26 protein-coding genes and 1 pseudogene are annotated in these 17,025 nt (G+C 50.1%); 5 read left to right on the top strand and 22 right to left on the bottom strand.

Annotated elements, in window-relative coordinates; genetic code table 11:
* Positions 1 to 17: 17 nt before the first annotated feature.
* From MIH19_RS21210 to MIH19_RS21280, 15 genes are all read right to left on the bottom strand, one after another.
* Positions 18 to 668: an ATP-binding cassette domain-containing protein gene (locus tag MIH19_RS21210; protein ID WP_249006755.1), complete on the bottom strand. Its 651-nt coding sequence runs from the start codon at positions 666 to 668 to the stop codon at positions 18 to 20.
* Positions 668 to 1,516, bottom strand: coding sequence for a putative selenate ABC transporter substrate-binding protein (locus MIH19_RS21215; RefSeq protein ID WP_249006756.1), 849 nt, complete (start codon positions 1,514 to 1,516; stop codon positions 668 to 670). The genes MIH19_RS21210 and MIH19_RS21215 overlap by 1 nt, the downstream gene beginning before the upstream one ends.
* Before the next feature lie 279 nt (positions 1,517 to 1,795).
* Positions 1,796 to 2,434 (bottom strand): SGNH/GDSL hydrolase family protein, encoded by a 639-nt coding sequence (locus MIH19_RS21220; protein ID WP_249006757.1) that lies wholly within the window; start codon positions 2,432 to 2,434, stop codon positions 1,796 to 1,798.
* Between the two features lie 390 nt (positions 2,435 to 2,824).
* The gene (locus MIH19_RS21225; protein ID WP_249006758.1) at positions 2,825 to 3,154 is read right to left on the bottom strand and encodes a DHCW motif cupin fold protein; all 330 of its coding nucleotides are present in this window, start codon (positions 3,152 to 3,154) and stop codon (positions 2,825 to 2,827) included.
* Between the two features lie 99 nt (positions 3,155 to 3,253).
* The gene (locus MIH19_RS21230; RefSeq protein WP_249006759.1) at positions 3,254 to 3,517 is read right to left on the bottom strand and encodes a Txe/YoeB family addiction module toxin; all 264 of its coding nucleotides are present in this window, start codon (positions 3,515 to 3,517) and stop codon (positions 3,254 to 3,256) included.
* The gene (locus tag MIH19_RS21235) at positions 3,514 to 3,756 is read right to left on the bottom strand and encodes a type II toxin-antitoxin system Phd/YefM family antitoxin (protein ID WP_249006760.1); all 243 of its coding nucleotides are present in this window, start codon (positions 3,754 to 3,756) and stop codon (positions 3,514 to 3,516) included. Before MIH19_RS21235 ends, MIH19_RS21230 begins: the two co-directional genes overlap by 4 nt.
* Before the next feature lie 239 nt (positions 3,757 to 3,995).
* Complete coding sequence (locus MIH19_RS21240; protein ID WP_249006761.1) at positions 3,996 to 4,943, bottom strand: D-hexose-6-phosphate mutarotase; 948 nt, start codon at positions 4,941 to 4,943, stop codon at positions 3,996 to 3,998.
* Positions 4,944 to 5,353: 410 nt separating this feature from the next.
* Positions 5,354 to 5,608, bottom strand: coding sequence for a CopG family transcriptional regulator (locus tag MIH19_RS21245; protein WP_249006762.1), 255 nt, complete (start codon positions 5,606 to 5,608; stop codon positions 5,354 to 5,356).
* A gap of 79 nt (positions 5,609 to 5,687) precedes the next feature.
* Positions 5,688 to 5,861 carry a BrnT family toxin gene (locus MIH19_RS21250; protein ID WP_249006763.1) on the bottom strand — a complete coding sequence of 58 codons (174 nt, stop codon included), beginning with the start codon at positions 5,859 to 5,861 and terminating at the stop codon, positions 5,688 to 5,690.
* Between the two features lie 129 nt (positions 5,862 to 5,990).
* Complete coding sequence (locus MIH19_RS21255) at positions 5,991 to 6,407, bottom strand: GFA family protein (RefSeq protein WP_249006764.1); 417 nt, start codon at positions 6,405 to 6,407, stop codon at positions 5,991 to 5,993.
* Between the two features lie 351 nt (positions 6,408 to 6,758).
* Complete coding sequence (locus tag MIH19_RS21260) at positions 6,759 to 7,055, bottom strand: type II toxin-antitoxin system RelE/ParE family toxin (RefSeq protein ID WP_249006765.1); 297 nt, start codon at positions 7,053 to 7,055, stop codon at positions 6,759 to 6,761.
* The gene (locus tag MIH19_RS21265; RefSeq protein ID WP_249006766.1) at positions 7,055 to 7,309 is read right to left on the bottom strand and encodes a type II toxin-antitoxin system ParD family antitoxin; all 255 of its coding nucleotides are present in this window, start codon (positions 7,307 to 7,309) and stop codon (positions 7,055 to 7,057) included. The genes MIH19_RS21260 and MIH19_RS21265 overlap by 1 nt, the downstream gene beginning before the upstream one ends.
* Positions 7,310 to 7,922: 613 nt before the next feature.
* Positions 7,923 to 8,405, bottom strand: a complete 483-nt coding sequence (locus MIH19_RS21270) for an SgcJ/EcaC family oxidoreductase (RefSeq protein WP_249006768.1) — start codon at positions 8,403 to 8,405, stop codon at positions 7,923 to 7,925.
* Positions 8,406 to 8,520: 115 nt separating this feature from the next.
* Positions 8,521 to 8,802 carry a type II toxin-antitoxin system RelE/ParE family toxin gene (locus MIH19_RS21275; protein WP_249006769.1) on the bottom strand — a complete coding sequence of 94 codons (282 nt, stop codon included), beginning with the start codon at positions 8,800 to 8,802 and terminating at the stop codon, positions 8,521 to 8,523.
* On the bottom strand, positions 8,799 to 9,071 hold the full coding sequence (locus MIH19_RS21280) for a ribbon-helix-helix protein, CopG family (RefSeq protein WP_249006770.1): 273 nt from the start codon (positions 9,069 to 9,071) through the stop codon (positions 8,799 to 8,801). The genes MIH19_RS21275 and MIH19_RS21280 overlap by 4 nt, the downstream gene beginning before the upstream one ends.
* 203 nt (positions 9,072 to 9,274) lie before the next feature.
* Here MIH19_RS21280 and MIH19_RS21285 point away from each other — a divergent pair, with 203 nt between their 5' ends.
* Positions 9,275 to 9,520 carry a type II toxin-antitoxin system CcdA family antitoxin gene (locus MIH19_RS21285; RefSeq protein WP_249006771.1) on the top strand — a complete coding sequence of 82 codons (246 nt, stop codon included), beginning with the start codon at positions 9,275 to 9,277 and terminating at the stop codon, positions 9,518 to 9,520.
* Positions 9,520 to 9,837, top strand: a complete 318-nt coding sequence (locus tag MIH19_RS21290; RefSeq protein WP_072795464.1) for a CcdB family protein — start codon at positions 9,520 to 9,522, stop codon at positions 9,835 to 9,837. The genes MIH19_RS21285 and MIH19_RS21290 overlap by 1 nt, the downstream gene beginning before the upstream one ends.
* Positions 9,838 to 9,929: 92 nt before the next feature.
* On the opposite strand, the gene MIH19_RS21295 is transcribed toward MIH19_RS21290, so the two are convergent.
* From MIH19_RS21295 to MIH19_RS21310, 4 genes are all read right to left on the bottom strand, one after another.
* A complete protein-coding gene (locus tag MIH19_RS21295; protein ID WP_249006772.1) occupies positions 9,930 to 10,418 on the bottom strand; it encodes a hypothetical protein in 489 nt (162 codons plus the stop codon).
* Between the two features lie 277 nt (positions 10,419 to 10,695).
* On the bottom strand, positions 10,696 to 11,091 hold the full coding sequence (locus tag MIH19_RS21300) for a DUF2750 domain-containing protein (protein ID WP_249006773.1): 396 nt from the start codon (positions 11,089 to 11,091) through the stop codon (positions 10,696 to 10,698).
* Positions 11,092 to 11,187: 96 nt separating this feature from the next.
* Entirely contained in the window at positions 11,188 to 11,811 is a 624-nt protein-coding gene (locus MIH19_RS21305) for a SagB/ThcOx family dehydrogenase (RefSeq protein ID WP_249006774.1), read from the bottom strand.
* Positions 11,812 to 11,889: 78 nt separating this feature from the next.
* Positions 11,890 to 12,468, bottom strand: a complete 579-nt coding sequence (locus tag MIH19_RS21310; protein WP_249006775.1) for a TetR/AcrR family transcriptional regulator — start codon at positions 12,466 to 12,468, stop codon at positions 11,890 to 11,892.
* A 99-nt stretch (positions 12,469 to 12,567) separates the two neighbouring features.
* Here MIH19_RS21310 and MIH19_RS21315 point away from each other — a divergent pair, with 99 nt between their 5' ends.
* A complete protein-coding gene (locus MIH19_RS21315) occupies positions 12,568 to 13,050 on the top strand; it encodes an HPP family protein (protein WP_249018609.1) in 483 nt (160 codons plus the stop codon).
* A 311-nt stretch (positions 13,051 to 13,361) separates the two neighbouring features.
* On the opposite strand, the gene MIH19_RS21320 is transcribed toward MIH19_RS21315, so the two are convergent.
* From MIH19_RS21320 to MIH19_RS21330, 3 genes and pseudogenes are all read right to left on the bottom strand, one after another.
* Positions 13,362 to 13,904, bottom strand: coding sequence for a DinB family protein (locus MIH19_RS21320; protein WP_249006777.1), 543 nt, complete (start codon positions 13,902 to 13,904; stop codon positions 13,362 to 13,364).
* An 80-nt stretch (positions 13,905 to 13,984) separates the two neighbouring features.
* The gene (locus MIH19_RS21325) at positions 13,985 to 14,662 is read right to left on the bottom strand and encodes a class I SAM-dependent methyltransferase (RefSeq protein WP_249006778.1); all 678 of its coding nucleotides are present in this window, start codon (positions 14,660 to 14,662) and stop codon (positions 13,985 to 13,987) included.
* A gap of 211 nt (positions 14,663 to 14,873) precedes the next feature.
* Positions 14,874 to 15,428 (bottom strand): annotated as a pseudogene (locus tag MIH19_RS21330) (transposase); the annotation flags it as partial.
* Positions 15,429 to 15,504: 76 nt separating this feature from the next.
* Between MIH19_RS21330 and MIH19_RS21335 the strand changes: the two are divergent.
* Together MIH19_RS21335 and MIH19_RS21340 are read left to right on the top strand one after the other, a co-directional pair.
* Entirely contained in the window at positions 15,505 to 15,912 is a 408-nt protein-coding gene (locus MIH19_RS21335; RefSeq protein WP_249006779.1) for a transposase, read from the top strand.
* Positions 15,909 to 16,994, top strand: a complete 1,086-nt coding sequence (locus tag MIH19_RS21340) for an IS3 family transposase (protein WP_249006780.1) — start codon at positions 15,909 to 15,911, stop codon at positions 16,992 to 16,994. Before MIH19_RS21335 ends, MIH19_RS21340 begins: the two co-directional genes overlap by 4 nt.
* Positions 16,995 to 17,025: the final 31 nt, after the last annotated feature.

Here is a 17,025-nt window from a genome sequence, read left to right on the forward strand (position 1 = left end):
AGAACGGGCCGCGTTACCTAGTAAAAAGATACAATGTCTGCCGCTGCAAGGTGTTCGCTGGGTTGATCCAGGGCGACCTGGCCATCCTGAATGCCAACGATTCGGGTACAGTAATTCAGTGCGAGGTCCACATCGTGCAGCGCAATAATACTGGTGGTGAAGCGATCACGCAGTTGCATCATGACCGAGTTCGCCATGGGGCCATCGAGTGCAGAAACCGGCTCATCGGCCAGTAGCACGGCTGCGTTACGGTAAAGCGCACGCGCGATAGCAACACGCTGGCGCTGCCCACCGGACAGAGAGGCTGCGGGTGTCCATAGCTTTTCCGTGATACCCAGTGACTGCAACAAGGTCAGCACTTCAGCCCTGTCTTTGGCGAACGGGCGGGCAAGCGTGAGGGCGTTGTACCAGGTGGCATGTTTATCCAGTTGGCCCATAAAGACGTTATGGAACACCGAAAGGGCGTTTACCAGGCCAAGATCCTGAGGGATCAGAGACGAATCCCGGTTAATCCGTTCGTAAATCAGGCGAATCAAGGTGGACTTCCCCGCACCACTTTTACCCACCAGCGCGATTTTGTCGCCCGGATTAACCTTCAGCGACAACGGACCTATAACCCGCTTGCCGCTGAATGAGGCCGTAAGGTCCGTAAGGTCAAAGCCTGACATTAATCGAGAATTCCGATCTCTTGAGCCGTCTTACGAATCGGCTCATAGTCGGCGTTAGAAGCAGGAATAAAACCTGAACGCGGGAAGCTTGCCAGCAGTTTCGGGTTATCGAGGTTCAACAGCGCCTCGGTAACACGCTGCTTGAAACCATCACCAAAACGCTCATCCACATCGCCACGAATCGTCCACTGATAATCCGGGTAGTCGGGCGTTTTCCAGATCACCTGAACGGCATCGGTGTCTATGTTTCCATCACCAAGTTCTTTCTCCCAAACCTGAAAGTTCAGCGCGCCTACATCGTACGTACCGGCTTCAACCAGGCGAAGGGTGCGGGTATGGTTGCCGCTGAAGCCAACGCGCGAAAAAAAGTCATCAGGCTTTGCACCAAAGGTGTCGCGCACATAGAACTCAGGCATGAGCCGGCCAGATGTGGAGCCTTTGGAACCGAAGGTAAAGGTTTTACCCTGCAACTGATCTTTCAGCTCTGAAAGCTCTGCGGCGGGTTCAATACCCGTGTTGGTATTGGCAATAAAATAGGTCTCGAAGGCTTCGTCTTCAACACCTTGGGCGATGGCTTCAGCGCCCGGAACCAGCCTGCGTGCCTGCACACCAGAAAGACCGCCAAACCACGCCAGCTGAACCTGATTGTTACGGAACGCTGAAACGGCAGCCGCGTAGGACTTCACTGGAATATAGCGTACATCAACATTCAGTTGCTCAGAGAGGTAGTCCGCGACACCGCGAAAACGCTCAACAAGTTTGGTTTCGTCTTCATCCGGGATGGCCGTGAATACAAAGGTCTCAGCGGATGCCGCAGCAGCGGTGAAACAGAAAAAACTGGAAAGCATCAACTTCCGTATTATATGCATCGCAATTTGAAATCCTTGATCGTCTAAGCAATTGATAAACCAGAACGGCCGCGCGGCGCACACCGGTGAGCCGCAGGATACTCTGATTCCTGTCAACCTTGAACTCTAGTAACGTAAGGCCGGATCGTCAGTCAGCCGTCCGGTGTTGTCATTGCGATATTTCGGGTGAAACACCGACAGATCCAACTTGTGTTCGATCAAGTAGTGAACGGCGCGACTTCAAGGGCATCCGTTACCGGCACTTGTTATGCGGCAAAATTATTGGACTAACGGTTGTATTACTTTGGCAAGCGCGAGACCGAGTGTGCGATGTTGGTCTTCATCTAGGTGAACACCATCTACACGACTTGTCGAAGTAACCGAACCAGCATCAAAGTAATGGCATCCACACTCTTCCGCCACAACTTGAATTGCGTCAGCCAGACCTACGGCTTTGTCTTCCGCTCTTTCAAATTTGGGCGCAATATTACCTTTAGCCTTCTGCAATTCGGGGGGCGCCACAAGCACAATTGCCGGTACTTCCATTCCTGGTTCAATAGGAGCGCGCCGTATCGCCCCGACCAGAGTTTTTAAACCTTGTGCGGACTGCCATGCGGTCAAGTTATGCATAGACTGAAAATCATTGGTTCCCAATAGCATGATAACCAATGACAACGGCGAGTTGATTTCGATGCGCTGTTCTAGCCCCTCAAGTCCGTTTCGCCCCGGCTTGTAAGGGTCATCCCATACGGTACGGCGACCGTTAAGACAGTCTTCAATAATCCGAACGGACTTACCCGAATTGAGCAGTGCATTCTCTAAAACCCCCGGCCACCTTTGGTCAAATCGAAATCGACCACGAGTGTCAGGGATGATGCCCCAACTCAACGAATCTGCGTATACCAAAATTTGGTGCATTGCCTGCGCCTCTCTTGACGTATAACGCCGCCAACACGCGTAGCTTTGGAATGAAGGCGAAACTGCAGACCTGTTGGAAGCCGTTGCTGCGCCTTTTCAAGCCTATTCACGACCTCTTCTCGCAACATCCTATAAAACGGCGCTGTCTCGGGACACTCTGGAGGCGAGCCATAAGCGATTATCCCGCTCTTTGCTACATCAATCAGAGATTCTCCGCAGTCGGCGACGGGCATGTGCTGCACTCGAGGATCTGCCAGTTCAATCAATTCACGATCTGCCAATCGGATGCCCCTTCGTTTACCGGGCGTTCCGCCAGCCTTAGCCATCACTGGAAACAAAACCGCAGCGCAGCGAAGGTTTTGGCATCCGGTACGGCCTGGTTATGTGGATTTAGTCGACAACGAATAGCTTGGATCCAAGCTCTGTCGATGAGCGATGTAGTTCTGCGTTGTCTGCGACCTGATAGCTCGATCCCGGCCTGAGTACGAAATGCCGGCCGTCGTCTAATTCAGTATGAAGCTCGCCTTCGAGACAAAGAAGTATGTGGCCCTTGGCACACCAATGATCGGCCAAATAACCCGGGCTGTACTCGACCATTCGAACTCGGATGTCACCAAAGTTTCGAGTTCTCCAGTAAGCAACACCCTGCTCGCCAGAATGCTCGGTTTTCTCAACTCCAGACCAGTCAGTGACGCCAAAAGGCAAATTCGTTATGTTCAAGACAGCTCCTCTCTCTATACACATAACGCGAAGCTTTGCGGCAATTGTGGAACCGCACAGCGGTGGGAAAATTGTCCGGCAACAGCGGCTGGTTATGCATTATTCGTAGTGACTCCAGAGCCGGAGAACTTTTACCACTCGTTCATCTTCGAGCACTTCGTAAACAACACGATGCTGGATATTGATGCGGCGAGAGTATGCTCCTGCAAGATCACCAATGAGCTTTTCGAACGGCGGCGGCCTCCGATACGGATCTTCCGCAATCAGCGCCAACAATCCCTGAGCTTTTGGCTTGAGGCTGCTGGCAGCTAACTTTTTTGCATCTTTTTGGGCCTGTTTGGTGTAAACCAACTTCCATGTCACCAGTTCAGCTCCTCATCGCATTGATCCATAGGGGTCTCCATTCCCTCTCGAATAGACTCGCGCATACCTGGTACAGATAACAGGTAAAGCGTTTCCTGAATCGCAGACCAATCTTCCTCGGAAACGAGAACAGCCCTGTTCCGTTTACCCATAATAACGATTGGTTGATGGGACTCGGCCGTTTCGTCAATCAACCTGTAAAGGTTGCTGCGCGCCTCAGTTGCCGTAATTCCGGTCATGACGCACCTCTGATGTGTTGAATATTTAATCAGTGTACGCCATTAGATACGTACGTCAAGACGAACGTATTGCATAACGCCCGCGTAATAGGCGCGAGCTTCGAGCGTCCTAATTGACGCGTTTGTTAGGAGTATTTTCACTCACTTTTAGAATTAACTATTTTGTATATAAAATTAAATAATTTTGCCATTCATACAGGATATTTAGGGTCAGAGTAAAAATCCTGTAGTGCCTCGACTCAATTTTTCGCAATCCGATAACAGACCGACAAACAATGCTCCGCACCCGCAGCAATGCTGACACGATCATCGGCAATATTGCCGGTTTCAATACACAGCATGTTCAAATAACCGCCCTCCCCCATATCACCCAGCCGGGTTGATTTATCAATCCAGGGGTTCCAGACCACGGTTGAGCGGCTGTTGTTGGTTTCAATGTTGATACGACGTTGCCAACCTTTGTCTTCGAGTGAGCAGACGGGCTTGGTATTTTGATAAATGCGGTCAATTTCGGCATCAATGCAAATCGGCGTGATTTCGACTTTACGCTGCCAATCATCCAGGGAATCAATGAACTGGCAGCCTTCCAGGCCCTTAACCGTCACATCATTGATATCACTCACGGCAAAATAACTGTGTAACGCCTGACTGATGGTGACGGTTTCTAACCCATGATTGCGCGTGATCAAGTTCAGCTCAAGGGTTACGCCGACGCTGACATGTAGCTCTAGCTCGGTGTTGTGTGACCATAAGGCTGGGGGCACTTGCGTTTGCGGCAGGCGAAATACTATGTTCGTTTGCCCGGCAGCCGTCGTGCTGGTTTCAACCACGTCCCAAACAGCGGCTCTGACAAAACCATGGGCGGGATAATCCTCACGATCAGGATGCGCGCCAAACCAGGGCCAACACACTGGAATGCCGCCGCGAATAGTTTTACCCGCGATAAACGTCGCTTCGTCTGAAAGCCAGATCAGCGGTTGCTGCTCGTTGGCACCTCTTTCGGCACCCCCTTTAGCTTCTCTTTTAGCAGCCCAGGACAGCACCTGCGCGCCCTGCAGGGCAATGCTTGCCGTGGCGTGCTGGTTAGTGATGTCAGCCACAATCAAATCGCCAGTCGCGTTGAATCGCAGCTGCCCTTCTATTGCGAACTGTTCGTTGAGTGTGGCAAGTTTTTGCTGGCTGGGCATTTGCTTGAAACCTGTGTTTAGCCGAGGAATTTATGCTGCTGGTTATGGCTTGTTTTATAGTCTAAACAAAGCCCACTACTCGTTATTTTCGGGCTTCTTTAATGTATATGACGGTGCCGCCGTTGCGCATTTCCACTTCAAACAACTCCCAAATATCTATTTGATCTAAAATTTCGTTACTCACTTTCCCTCCAGAGAATTACGATTTTACGCACCTAACGAGGCTGTAGAAAAACTATAGAGCCTTGTTACGATGATGCTCCTATGTAAAATTTAGACGTTTTTTCGATGACAAGTGCTTCGGATTTTTAAAATAGGCGCTATTTTTAGATTACTTATTGACCAATTCTAGATCCAAAAAAGCCTCCGACCTTTTTCTACAGCCTCAACGCTGAGCGCACCGGCGCACTTTAGTGCGTCCGAGTGACGCACTTGTTAGCAGACTCTGCTTGAAGTCGCTCAACCAGCCACACCTTGATGATTGACTGGCGGGTAACACCAATGCGCGCCGCCTCACGATCCAGTGACTCTACGACCCAAGCAGGAAAGTCCACGTTGATTCGCTTTTGTTCCTGATTGACACGGCGGACCGTGGACAGATCTAGGTCATCAACAATATCGTCCTGACCTTCCTCGAATTTTTTATCGAAGTCTCTAGCTTTCATAAAGCTCAACCTCCTTCTTGCGGGAACGCCTGACCGAAATCAGACGAATACGGCTTTCCCTGTATGTGACGACCGCCGACTAGTGTCTTTCCCCAATCTTGCCTATCAACACGAATCTTGGCTCGCCCTCTGATTTTGCGCGGATTTCCAATAGATACGGATCTTTCCACAGAACTCGGGCGGCCACGAAATCAATGCCGTGCTTATCCAGATTGGTCTGACTTTTAGTTTCGTCGAACTCAAACTCGTCCATGAGTATAAATTATTCCTTTTTTACTCAGCTCGCAAGATGTGGGAGGAGTAGTGCAACTGCTAATGCATAGCTTCGCTGCAATTTTTCAGTCACAAAGCGGTGAAGAAATTGTCCGGCAACAGCGTTTTGTTAGGGCTTGCTATTTTGCGGGACATACCCGGCCTCGAATTGGGTGAGGTCATCGTTTATGGGCCACCAATTAGCTTTTGAGCCTGTGTAGCAATGGGCAACTGGCTCTGAGGATAACGGCTCATTGATGAGGCCCGCACGAATGCGCAGCACACCAGGCAGCGCGTCTTTTTTACTGTAGATCGGCGAGCCACACTCACTGCAGAAAACACGCTGCTTGCCAGGCGATGCCTCAAAAGATTTGAGCATTTTAACTCCGCTATCTAGCTGGAAAGCGGCCTCTTTGACAGGTGTATTTGTAGCAAAGGGAGTGCCTTGCGCTTTGCGACATTGGGAGCAATGACAAATCTGTATTGGCTCTAGCTCACATAGGATCTGGAAGCGAACCCCACCGCATAAGCAACTACCTGAATACAAAGTGCTCTCCTTTTTTGGCCTAACGAGGCTGTAGGAAAACCCTCGAGCCCTTTTGTGATAACGTTCCTACGTAAAATCTAGGTCTGCTTTCCACGATAAGTGCTCTGGATTTTAAGAATAGGCGCTATTTTTAGCTTAATTATTGATCGATTCAAGGCCGAAAAAAGTCTTTGGCCTTTTCCTACAGCCTCAACGCTTTTGTTCAGCGGCAGCCTTGACAGAGCGAGGCGCCGACAAGGCTGTCCGGTGGCGGGCCCATCTGGCCCGGAACAAACTGGAACTGTTTGTTGGGCGACAATGGAGCGGGGCCTGGATGGAAGTCTTGCAGCTGCGCCGGAAACATAGTCGCCACTAATCCAGAAGCCTTTCAGGTGCATCCATGTCCTCGTGCAGGACACGAACAATAAGCATCTCCGATTCAAGCACACAGTAAAAAACAGCGTGATGCTCAACCTGCAATCTGCGATACCCAAGAAGAACATGGGCGTAGTTCGCGCCTAGTGACGGATGATTAATCAGCTGCTGCATTCCTGCTTCCAGTTGATCCAGGTATTTGTCCGCTTGATCAACACCCCATTCTTCGCAGGTGTACACCCAAATTCCGATGAGGTCTGATTCCGCCTTCGGCGTGACACTCAGATTGAACACTAATTAGCCGCTTTCATACGTTTACGGCCAGCAGTCTTGATAGCCGATATATCAAGCGGCTTAGGTATCCCGCTTGACTCACCCTCAGACAGAGCCCGCCTCAGCGTGGCGAGACGTACTTGGGCTTGCTGGTCTCGCCGGATGAGATAGCGGATATACTCACTATCATTGCCAAACTGGCCGCTTTCAATCTGACCTTTCACCCAACCGTTTTGTTGCTCAGTCAGCGTAATAGTTTTCCGGTGCATGCTCATAGCTGGTGCCCCTAACACAGATAAAGTATGACAATATCATACCACTCGCTTGCACTGAATCAATGCCACACTTTGTGGCGCCCAACGTCTCATTCATCGGCGCCAGTTTTGCTGATGTCCGGCTGCAATGTTTTGTTAGGAAGCCTTAGCATTCTGATTCCAACTAAACAGACTGGACCCTCTAATGTCACGTTCAATTCAGAACCTGCTTGAACAGTCGCATAAAGCTTGCTTGGCCTATGTAAAATCGTCCCTGTACCAAAACAACGGTATCACCAACGGGTGCGCAACCATGTGTAACCAAATACACCGCTGCTGGCCCCGCTGCACTACCCGTTGCGATATCTTCGACACTGCCATCATTTTCCCAGGTACGTCCTTCGAAATCGTTTATTTCCAAGACGTAGACAAATTTGGCACCCACTGTTGCTAGCAAAGCCTCAAAGTCTGGAGCAACGATCCGGGCGTGTTCAAGATTGGAAACTGTAGGCACGATCAGGTACGGCCAGCAGCAAAGACCTATTTACCAACACTTAAACGCCAACGGTGGGTCAGTTTTAGATTGGCGATAAGTGGGTCAGCTTTAAACCGGCGTTGACAGGTTATGCCTCTGTTACTTTTTCTCGGGCATGGCGGACGAGTGATGGCTTGTGATTAGCCATTGCTTCCCATCCCAGCGGTATGTGTAGCTGTAGCGGCCACTGACAGCGGCTCCTGTTTTTGCGAAAGTGAATGTGTAGAGCCCAGCATCAACGGCAGTGTTGCAGCCTAGCTCAATGCTACGCAAATCAATCTTTCCTGAAGGGCGGTTTTCCAGAAAGTGGTGGAAATAGTCCTCTTTCTCTACTGGAGTGAGGCGCGGTTTGTTTGATACCGTAGGCAGAAGAATTGACCGCTCTGCGTAGTTTGCAACCACTTTGTGAGGATCGCCAGTTTGTAGTGATTGATTCCAACGATCAAACAATGCTGCGATCTCTCGCTCTGACGTGACTTTGCAGCTTTCTGTACGCGAGGCCTGCGCATTGTTTGGTGTGCCTTGGTTCGTGGCGCATCCGGCGAGCGCAACGGCTAAAACAAAAACACTAACTAACTTCATGGAAAAACTCCTTCTGGTGGGGTTGGGAAAATGAGGCATAACGCCAAGCGCACCGGTGACGTTAACGCAGCGAAGCGGAAACAAAGGCATCCGAGTGCCGCGCCTGGTTAAATTGCTATCGTTCACCTTCCAAGCCATGCCATACCCGAAGAGTAATGATGGCACTGGTATGAACCGAATATCGAACAACGTATTTTCCGAAAACCATATCTCGAATAGAGTCAGGTACCGGAGCCATTTCAACTGGCGTGCCGATTTTGGGGAAATCTGGCAGCAACTCAATTTTACCAACCAGCTCAATGGCTATCCTGACTGCCGCTGACGGGTTGTGGATCACAATGAATTCCCTGAGGCGCTTCAAATCTTCAATGGCTTCGTCCGTGTAAACCAGTTTCACTTACCCGACCTCGGTGCATCCTGCTCGCTTTCAGTTCCCCAACTATTGAGCCAGCCATGAACTTCGCTGGCATCAACCACCTTACCTTGGGCTGCAGATTCCATTGCTTCCAGAGTTTGCTTCCAACGCTCTTGCTCAAGCTGTTGCTTTGCTATGTATTCCGACAGTGCTTGGTTGATCACCCAGCCTTTGCTCCGGTGGAGCCTGCCAGCGATTGATTCCAGATGCTTTTCAACTTCTGCCTGAAGGCGAACTGTAGTGACACTCATGACCGTACTCTCAATATGATTGACTACAATGTATTACATCATAGTAGTCGAGGGTGCAGCAAAAAACATAACGCCGTGGCTTTGCGGCGTGCCGGAGCGCTAGCTCAGGCGCGCCCGACAACAGCCACTGGTTAAATGCTTGAATGCGCATTGGCGTGCGCATAAACTAAGCCCGTGCATTAAACAGCCACCTGGAGACTCTGATGGCCGAACTCTACAATGCAACCGCACCCAAAAAGGCAGCTAACCTCTCCATCAATAGCGATCTACTGCGCAAGACTCGGGAACTCAACATCAACCTGTCGGCTACTCTGGAGCGAGCCCTGAAAGAAGAGCTTTCCAAACGCGAAGCAGCACAATGGGTTGAAGAAAATCGCGCTGCGATAAGAAATTACAACGATTTTGTCGAACAACATGGATGCTTCGGCGACGAATTCAGGGAGTTCTAATGTCACAGTTCGATGTGTACCCCAACCCGAGCAAAGTTAGCAAAGCTCATTATCCTTACCTTGTCGATATTCAGAGCAGCCTCCTGAGCGAATTGGCAACTCGAATCGTCATCCCTTTGGGCAAACGCTCCGCCTTTGGTGGCGAATCCATGCAAGGACTCACGCCGGGAATCAGCTTTGCCGACCAAGAACTTTTACTGCTAACTCCACAAATTTCCTCTGTGCCAGAAAAGCATCTCAAAAACCCGGTTGGTTCCCTCTCGCATTTCAGAGACCAGATTGTCGGAGCTCTGGACCTTGCTGTCACTGGCATTTAACGCCCTGCTAAACGGTGGAGTAAGCTGTACCGATTTTTTGCGGCTCTTTGCAAAAAACGGGCTGGCTTGCGGAGTCCGATTTGAGCAGTTTGTTAGGCTGTTTTTACAGCAGATATACAATTTACTATATTGATTCCTGCCATAATAAGGTATTTGGAGTTTTCATTCTCTAAATGGGTAAATCCAAAATCAAGCATTTCATTGAGTGCAAAGGCTAACAATATCTTCTCATTTTGAGACGATACGTACTGCTGCAAAGAATCCTCTATGGAGGATGGAGATAAGCCTTCGGTAAATTTCACAGAGGCTACAAATCTAGCCATTTCTTTATCTTGTAGATCTTCAGATATTTTTGAGATTTTTATGCCAGATTCTTTTAATGCGACATAAGATACAAGTAGTATGTTTATCAGTACTTCCATTTGCTTTAGGGAGTTACCCATCTGCTGCTGCACTAAAACTGAAGCTAAGAGGTTTGGTTGTTCAATATATATTTCATCAAAAAACGATTCTTTTTCCTGCATGCTCATCTGTTGAACCTTAAGGATAGAATCTGCTAATGATTTTTTCTTTATTTTCATTGTATTGCTCTAACTTTTCTTGATGAATATACGGCCTAACGAGGCTGTAGGAAAACCCCCGAGCCCTTTTGTGATAACGTTCCTACGTAAAATCTAGGTCTGTTTTCCACGATAAGTGCTCTGGATTTTAAGAATAGGCGCTATTTTTAGATTAATTATTGATCGAGTCAAGGCCGAAAAAAGCCTTTGACTTTTTCCTACAGCCTCAACGCCTTGCGAAGTGGCGAAGTGGCGAAGTGCGCAGCACTTTGTCCCGCTTGCGCAATTTGTTATGTTTTTATTCGTATTTGGCCACTTCATTTAGCAACTCTTCTTTTAGGACCTGGGGCTCAATGCACCAGAAGTTCCATTCCTTATTTGGAAAGACTGCTACTTTCACTTTATCTTGCTCGAACAGTGGTAGCCAATGGCCGAGTAACTCTTCTAGGCTAATCTCTGTTGCTGTGTGACCGGGGAAATTCTCATCTGTGATTTTCTGAGCGTAATCGTAATGCGGCCACAATGGGAAATATTCAAAATCTTCCGGTGCGACCGGAACAAGCCAGCCTTCCTGACTTTTAACGCCCCACAACTGCTGCCAATCAGCGACCTTACTGACGAAGTGATCATATCGATCAAAGCTATCTAGTGCTAAAACAGCTTCATGCTGTTTCTCATTCATCTTGTAAGGCACTGAACCCTCCCTGAAACATAACGCTAAGCGCACCGGTGGCTTTTTTGGAGCGAAGCGGAGAAAAATCATCCGTGTGACGTGGCTGGTTATGCATAGTTAGACACTCCACCGTTGTCCGATACAAAGTAGCGCAGTAGGCTCCACATCTGAAGGGAACCCAAATGCTTCCTTCACCTTCGAATCATCAAAGCCTGCGACCAAAACACAACCAACCCCTAGAGCCGTGCACTGAAGATGAACATTTTGCGCTAAAGCTCCCGATTCCATATACACATAGCGAGAACCACGCTCTCCTTGGGGTGCCTGCGATTCAAAGCGGCTGATGGCTACTTCGAGCTTTCCAGCTAACCCAATGACGATGGCCGCGTCATTTAGCCATGGTTGATCGCCAATCCCCATTTCTCGTATCGACGCTTCTGGAGAGATGCTGCCAAGTAGTTTTAAAGAGTGATTGCCACTCTGGTATTCATAAATCCCAGGCTCAAGTTCCGCAATACGCCGCACCAAAATGTGGATCTGCAAAGGGTAGAGTCCGCCCGCTGAAGGTATTGCCTTTTTTTGCTCAGGGCCTGTTATTCCTTGCGCAGCCCACAGTAACTGGGATAGAGAATCAATACGCAGGGGAGCTTTAGAGTACTCTCGCACACTGCGACGATTTTCAATACAGCTAACCAATGATTCAGACTCAAGTGTTTCAGGAGCAGGTAGCTCGAAAATCATGCACTACTCCTTATGTATTGTGGCGTTACGCAATCGATTTCTCGAAGATATTTTCTTCAGGCAACACAAGTACCAAAGTTATTCATCAGCATAATCATGCAGCATATTCTCCAGTATTTTTTTGGCTTCCATCGCCGCATCAAGATTTCCCTGAACGTGCGCCACTGAGGTAGCCCCTTCCTTAAGTAGAACAACCAAGCGTGTGAGCTCTTCTGTTGCCCCGTCCGGAAGAGACAACGCATCCACCTGCTTTCGAATCAATCTCGTTATATCAGCTTTGTGCTCGGCACAGGCCCGGTGGATGACATTGTCTCGGTCGCCGAATTCAGCGCTGGCATTGATAAAGAAGCAGCCATGGAAGTGGTCGATATCCGGCACCCGGCTGTGGAACCAGTCATCCAGAGCACTAAATAATTCAAGCAAAGCGGGTTTGCCTGAAAGTACATGATCCAGCCTCGATATAAGCCAAGCCCGGTAGCTACAGTCACGATAGCGGATGACCGCTTCCACTAGGTGTTGCTTGCTGGGGAAGTGATGATAAAGCGTTTTCTTGGCTATGCCTGACTCCGCTAACACTAGGTTCACTCCCACTGCGTTAATGCCCCGAGTGTAAAACAATTTAAAGGCGGTACGAACTAGCTGTTCTTGCTTATCCATGGTTATACCCACATCACACCAGATATCCGTATCTTGACATCAGTAGACAAGACTGTCTACTCTATGCAGACCGATCTGTCTACTTTGGAGATTTTGCTCATGTACAAACGTCTGACCACTTCACGTTACCTTGTCCCTTTGCTAGCAGGCTTGGGGGCAATGCTGTGTATTACCGCTTTGAGCAGCCTAGGCAGCGCTAATCAGTCCTCCGTCTGGTTGATGGCTCCCTTTGGCGCGACCATGGTAATCCTATTCGGATTGCCGGAAAGTCCACTAGCACAGCCCAGAAACATCATCATAGGTCACCTATTAACAACGGCGACCGGCCTGTCTGTAGCAGCTCTGGCGGGCGTTACCCACTGGTCGATGGGGTTGGCAGTAGGACTAGCGGTAAGCTTGATGATGCTGACCAACACTACCCACCCACCAGCAGGGGCTAATCCGCTAGTCGTCATGCTCGCAGGTGAACACTGGGGTTTCCTGTTGACGCCGGTGGCGGCAGGCACCGTTCTGATTGTGGCTTTCGGGGTGGTATACCACCGGCTTATTTCCGGTCAACGCTATCCGAAGCAGTGGTTGTAAACGACACTATTAGTCAAAACAGGGAGGCTGGGCCAGGAGAAATACTTGAGGAGCCCAGCTCACTGATGTGCATAACGAGGCTGTAGGAAAACCCCCGAGCCCTTTTGTGATAACGTTCCTACGTAAAATCTAGGTCTGCTTTCCACGATAAGTGCTCTGGATTTTAGGAATAGGCGCTATTTTTAGCTTAATTATTGATCGAGTCAAGGCCGAAAAAAGCCTTTGACCTTTTCCTACAGCCTCAACGCTGAGATAAGCGGCCACGCGTCAGTGGCGTCCGGCGGCCATCAGCCGCGTACTGCTGCGATTTGTTATACATGAGGCTCGTTCGGAATCAGAGCCAAAAGATCAGTAACACCAACATCTTGAGCTGCCTGTGATAGCAGGGCGGAAGCCTGACCTCTGTGATGGGTCTGATGGTTAAAAAAATGAGTAACCAAGCTCGAATATCGTTTGTTAGAAGGCACCCCTTTCGTGTTCTTGTAGCTAAGAACGAAATCTAGGTCGCTATTAGATAGTTCGTCTACCCAGTTGATTATCTGCTGGTCTAGCCAAGTGCGGTGTTCTGAGAGGCTATCAAAATCGCTGAGAACAATCTGATCCAGACTAAGAGGAGTTTGAAGGTTACCGACTTCACGTAAAGAGCTGCGGCAGGACGGGTGGGTAGCAAAACGCTTGAGCCAAATGGTATCGCCGACAACGACATGGTTGAGGGTACCCAGAATCGAGCCAAAAAAAGCACCGCGGTCTTTGCCGAGCTCTTCTGCCCCAAGCTGACCAGCAGCTTCATAGACCTTTAAGTTCATCCACTGGTTGTAGGCGGCCATCAGTTCAAACTGGAGTTTCAGGCCCATCGGAATTCCCTCTCATGCATAACGCTTGGCTTTGCGGCGTGCCGGAGCGCAGCGTAGGCGCGTCCGCCAACAGCCACTGGTTATACGGACTTTGCCACCAACATCTCAGTAGCACCTTTTTGAAAACGATAGCTGACAGGCTGCAACGAGACAGCAATTCCGTCAGCGGATAGTGCCGTCATGACCGAATCAAGGTGCTTTGAGGTTTTTCCGTCCAGCGAGATAACAGGAAAGACGCGAACCTCAGAGGCAACTCTGCATAGCTCCTGCATTGACTCCAGGTGAGCTGCCTCATCTACCTGATCACTGTAAAGAAAAAGAAAGTGAGAGCAGAGTGCCAGATCAAACTCGGAGTCAGAGAATGGCAGCGTAGGCAATGACGCCGATACATATCGTCCCTGCCGGCGACCAACATCAAAATCAGATAGGAACCTCGACATGGCCTTCATCCGAACCTCGCCAAGCTGCTTAACGCTGCCTAGTGAGTCCCAAATATAGCTGTCTGCATTCTGCTGCATCTTACCCATTATTTCCGGGTATACATCGTCGATCCGGCGACGAATTTCCTGAACTTCGAATTGATACACTGGATCACACGAGATGATTTGGTATCCGCGCTTTGTCGCCTCAGCATTAAAACTTGCAGGCCCATCGCCACAACCCAGAATTCTCTTATTCAGATCAGCTTCCGACAACCCGAACATCTTCTGGTATTCGTCGAACGACCTTCCCCATGGAACTACATTAGCTAAATCCAAAACCGACTCTCCCTAGTCTGTATAACGAGGCTGTAGAAAAACCCTTCTCAGAGCACAATCCGCAGCCGCTTTGTTATTTTTTCACACGCTGCGATCAACTGGCTCACGTTTGATCATTTACTGACAACACCACAGCATTATTGATATCCGGCGCTGAACACTCTACACATGGCCGTCTGTGGCCTATATCTGGCCATATCCTAGCCCGGTATCATGCCGCTAACGGCCCATAGTTCGCCAGCTTCTCAATATTGTGCACCAGGCAATACAATTGCCACTGGCCTTGCACCTTCTTTTTACTCCGCAGGCTGAAGCGATTCAGACGTTTGTTGCTGCCGATGTTACCGAACACGGGCTCAACCACCGACATGCGATGACCGTAAATCGCTTTGCCTTGCTGGCTATCGACTCGGTGTTTCATCCAGTCGGTATACGTTGGGCCTCGCCTGAGCTCCAGGGTGTAAGAGACCTGTCTTCCTTTGCCTTTACGATGATCTGCTGAGCTGGGGTTTTGCATGCATTGATGTTTTTTTGGACAGTGGCGACACTGCAATAACCGGCCTTGGAAGTGGACTCTGGGTACGCCGTTTTGGTCGGTTCGGGTGCCTTCGTGGCGCAGGGATTCTCCGGCGGGACAGATGCACGTCATCGTAACCGGGTCGAACTGAAATTCACTGGCGGGAATCACGTGTTTCCAGCCGCTCTTCGATGGAGTTTGTGAGCGCTTACCGTACTTTTCTTTCTGCTCGGCGAACTTGGGATCCCTGTGTGTCAACCTCAGTCCATACACCCGGTCTATGAGTTAACATAGATTTCAGGGCGCGGATTGAGGAGTGTAAGCAATGCCAAAACCTGAGTCACAGATACCCGATAATCACATCTTGCCAGACAGTCAGTTGGAGAAGCGGACCCGTCGCCGATTTTCCACAAAGTACAAGCTGAGAATACTGGCCGAAGCGGATCAATGCGCCTACGGTGAACTCGGCCCTTTATTACGCCGTGAAAACCTCTATAGCAACCAGTTGCGTGATTGGCGTAAGCAGTTGGAAGTCGGTGGCGAGGCTGCTTTATCCAAGTCTGCGCCGGGGCCTAAAGCGTCAAAAACACCGGACCAGAAGCGCATTGAGCAGCTAGAGAAAGAGCTGACCAAAACGCAGCACCGGTTGCGGGTGACTGAAGACTGTGTGGATCTCCAAAAAAAAGCCTTGTCGATGCTCGATCTGTCGAACAATGGGAGCGATCCATCATGACCGTCCTTGAGGCGCGCCCGGCGCACATTCCGTTCCGCTCTGCCTGTGATGCTTTGGGACTGAACCGGAGCACCGTTTACGCGTGGCGACGACGTCAGAGCACAGCACCAGACCCAGTCAGGCGCTCTCGTAAAACGACGCCGCAGCCCAGAGCGCTCTTAACCTCGGAGCGTGTGCAGATACTTGAGCGGATGAACGAACCCGAGTTCTGTGATCAAACGCCGTATCAGGTCTATCACACGCTGCTGGAACGTGGTGAGTGCCTGGCCTCGCTCAGCACACTGTATCGCGTGCTGCGACAAGCCAATCAGACCGGTGATCGCCGGAATCAACGTGCGCCTCAGTCGCATGCTATACCGCGCCTGACCGCGACACGGCCAAACGAAGTTTGGACGTGGGATATTACGAAATTGGCGACTACACGCCGGGGTAACTACCTGAACCTGTATGTGGTTATGGACCTGTTCAGCCGCTATGTCGTGGCTTGGATGATCTCCCGCAAAGAGAACAGTCAACTGGCGCAGCAGCTCATGGAACAAACACTGACACGATATGGGCTGACCAACCGCGGGGTCACCCTGCACCAGGACCGTGGATCGCCTATGATCGCCCAGAGCTTTCTCGACCTGATGGCCGATGTGGGCGTGGTCTGCAGCCACAGCCGCCCCAGAGTCAGTAATGACAATCCATTCAGTGAAAGCCAGTTTAAAACACTCAAAACGCAACCTGACTTTCCCGGACGCTTTGACAGCCTGGAATATGCACGGTTATGGGCAGCGGATTATTTTTGCTGGTACAACCATGAACACCACCACAGCGGGCTGGCCGGCTTTACGCCGACTCAGGTCTACACCGGCAACTATCAAACCGTGGGCCAAGTGCGGCAAGCAACGCTGGACCGGTATTATAGAGACCATCCGGAACGCTTCTGCCAAGGGAAACCAAAAGCCGCGTTACCGCCGGAAGTTGTCCACATCAACCCCATCACTTCGGAGGCGATAGGGGGTGAGACAAGTAGCGCTGTGAACTTCCCAACGTTACCAGCAGCACGAAAGGCGCTGGAGCGGGCAAATAGATGTTAACGTTTTAAAGAGCTGTCCATATGAGGTTGAC

The organism is Marinobacter sp. M1C (assembly GCF_023314135.1).
GTDB lineage: Bacteria > Pseudomonadota > Gammaproteobacteria > Pseudomonadales > Oleiphilaceae > Marinobacter.

Excerpts from the sequence above, each read along its gene's own strand:
- MIH19_RS21235 (WP_249006760.1), bottom strand. The coding sequence starts at position 3,756 with ATGACCGGAATTACGGCAACTGAGGCGCGCAGCAACCTTTACAGGTTG.
- MIH19_RS21265 (WP_249006766.1), bottom strand. The coding sequence starts at position 7,309 with ATGAGCATGCACCGGAAAACTATTACGCTGACTGAGCAACAAAACGGT.
- MIH19_RS21295 (WP_249006772.1), bottom strand. The coding sequence starts at position 10,418 with ATGAAAATAAAGAAAAAATCATTAGCAGATTCTATCCTTAAGGTTCAA.
- MIH19_RS21290 (WP_072795464.1), top strand. The coding sequence starts at position 9,520 with ATGTCACAGTTCGATGTGTACCCCAACCCGAGCAAAGTTAGCAAAGCT.
- MIH19_RS21215 (WP_249006756.1), bottom strand. The coding sequence starts at position 1,516 with ATGCTTTCCAGTTTTTTCTGTTTCACCGCTGCTGCGGCATCCGCTGAG.
- MIH19_RS21320 (WP_249006777.1), bottom strand. The coding sequence starts at position 13,904 with ATGGGCCTGAAACTCCAGTTTGAACTGATGGCCGCCTACAACCAGTGG.
- MIH19_RS21245 (WP_249006762.1), bottom strand. The coding sequence starts at position 5,608 with ATGAAAGCTAGAGACTTCGATAAAAAATTCGAGGAAGGTCAGGACGAT.
- MIH19_RS21270 (WP_249006768.1), bottom strand. The coding sequence starts at position 8,405 with ATGAAGTTAGTTAGTGTTTTTGTTTTAGCCGTTGCGCTCGCCGGATGC.
- MIH19_RS21285 (WP_249006771.1), top strand. The coding sequence starts at position 9,275 with ATGGCCGAACTCTACAATGCAACCGCACCCAAAAAGGCAGCTAACCTC.
- MIH19_RS21240 (WP_249006761.1), bottom strand. The coding sequence starts at position 4,943 with ATGCCCAGCCAGCAAAAACTTGCCACACTCAACGAACAGTTCGCAATA.
- MIH19_RS21250 (WP_249006763.1), bottom strand. The coding sequence starts at position 5,861 with ATGGACGAGTTTGAGTTCGACGAAACTAAAAGTCAGACCAATCTGGAT.
- MIH19_RS21315 (WP_249018609.1), top strand. The coding sequence starts at position 12,568 with ATGTACAAACGTCTGACCACTTCACGTTACCTTGTCCCTTTGCTAGCA.
- MIH19_RS21310 (WP_249006775.1), bottom strand. The coding sequence starts at position 12,468 with ATGGATAAGCAAGAACAGCTAGTTCGTACCGCCTTTAAATTGTTTTAC.
- MIH19_RS21280 (WP_249006770.1), bottom strand. The coding sequence starts at position 9,071 with ATGAGTGTCACTACAGTTCGCCTTCAGGCAGAAGTTGAAAAGCATCTG.
- MIH19_RS21305 (WP_249006774.1), bottom strand. The coding sequence starts at position 11,811 with ATGATTTTCGAGCTACCTGCTCCTGAAACACTTGAGTCTGAATCATTG.
- MIH19_RS21335 (WP_249006779.1), top strand. The coding sequence starts at position 15,505 with ATGCCAAAACCTGAGTCACAGATACCCGATAATCACATCTTGCCAGAC.
- MIH19_RS21210 (WP_249006755.1), bottom strand. The coding sequence starts at position 668 with ATGTCAGGCTTTGACCTTACGGACCTTACGGCCTCATTCAGCGGCAAG.
- MIH19_RS21340 (WP_249006780.1), top strand. The coding sequence starts at position 15,909 with ATGACCGTCCTTGAGGCGCGCCCGGCGCACATTCCGTTCCGCTCTGCC.
- MIH19_RS21220 (WP_249006757.1), bottom strand. The coding sequence starts at position 2,434 with ATGCACCAAATTTTGGTATACGCAGATTCGTTGAGTTGGGGCATCATC.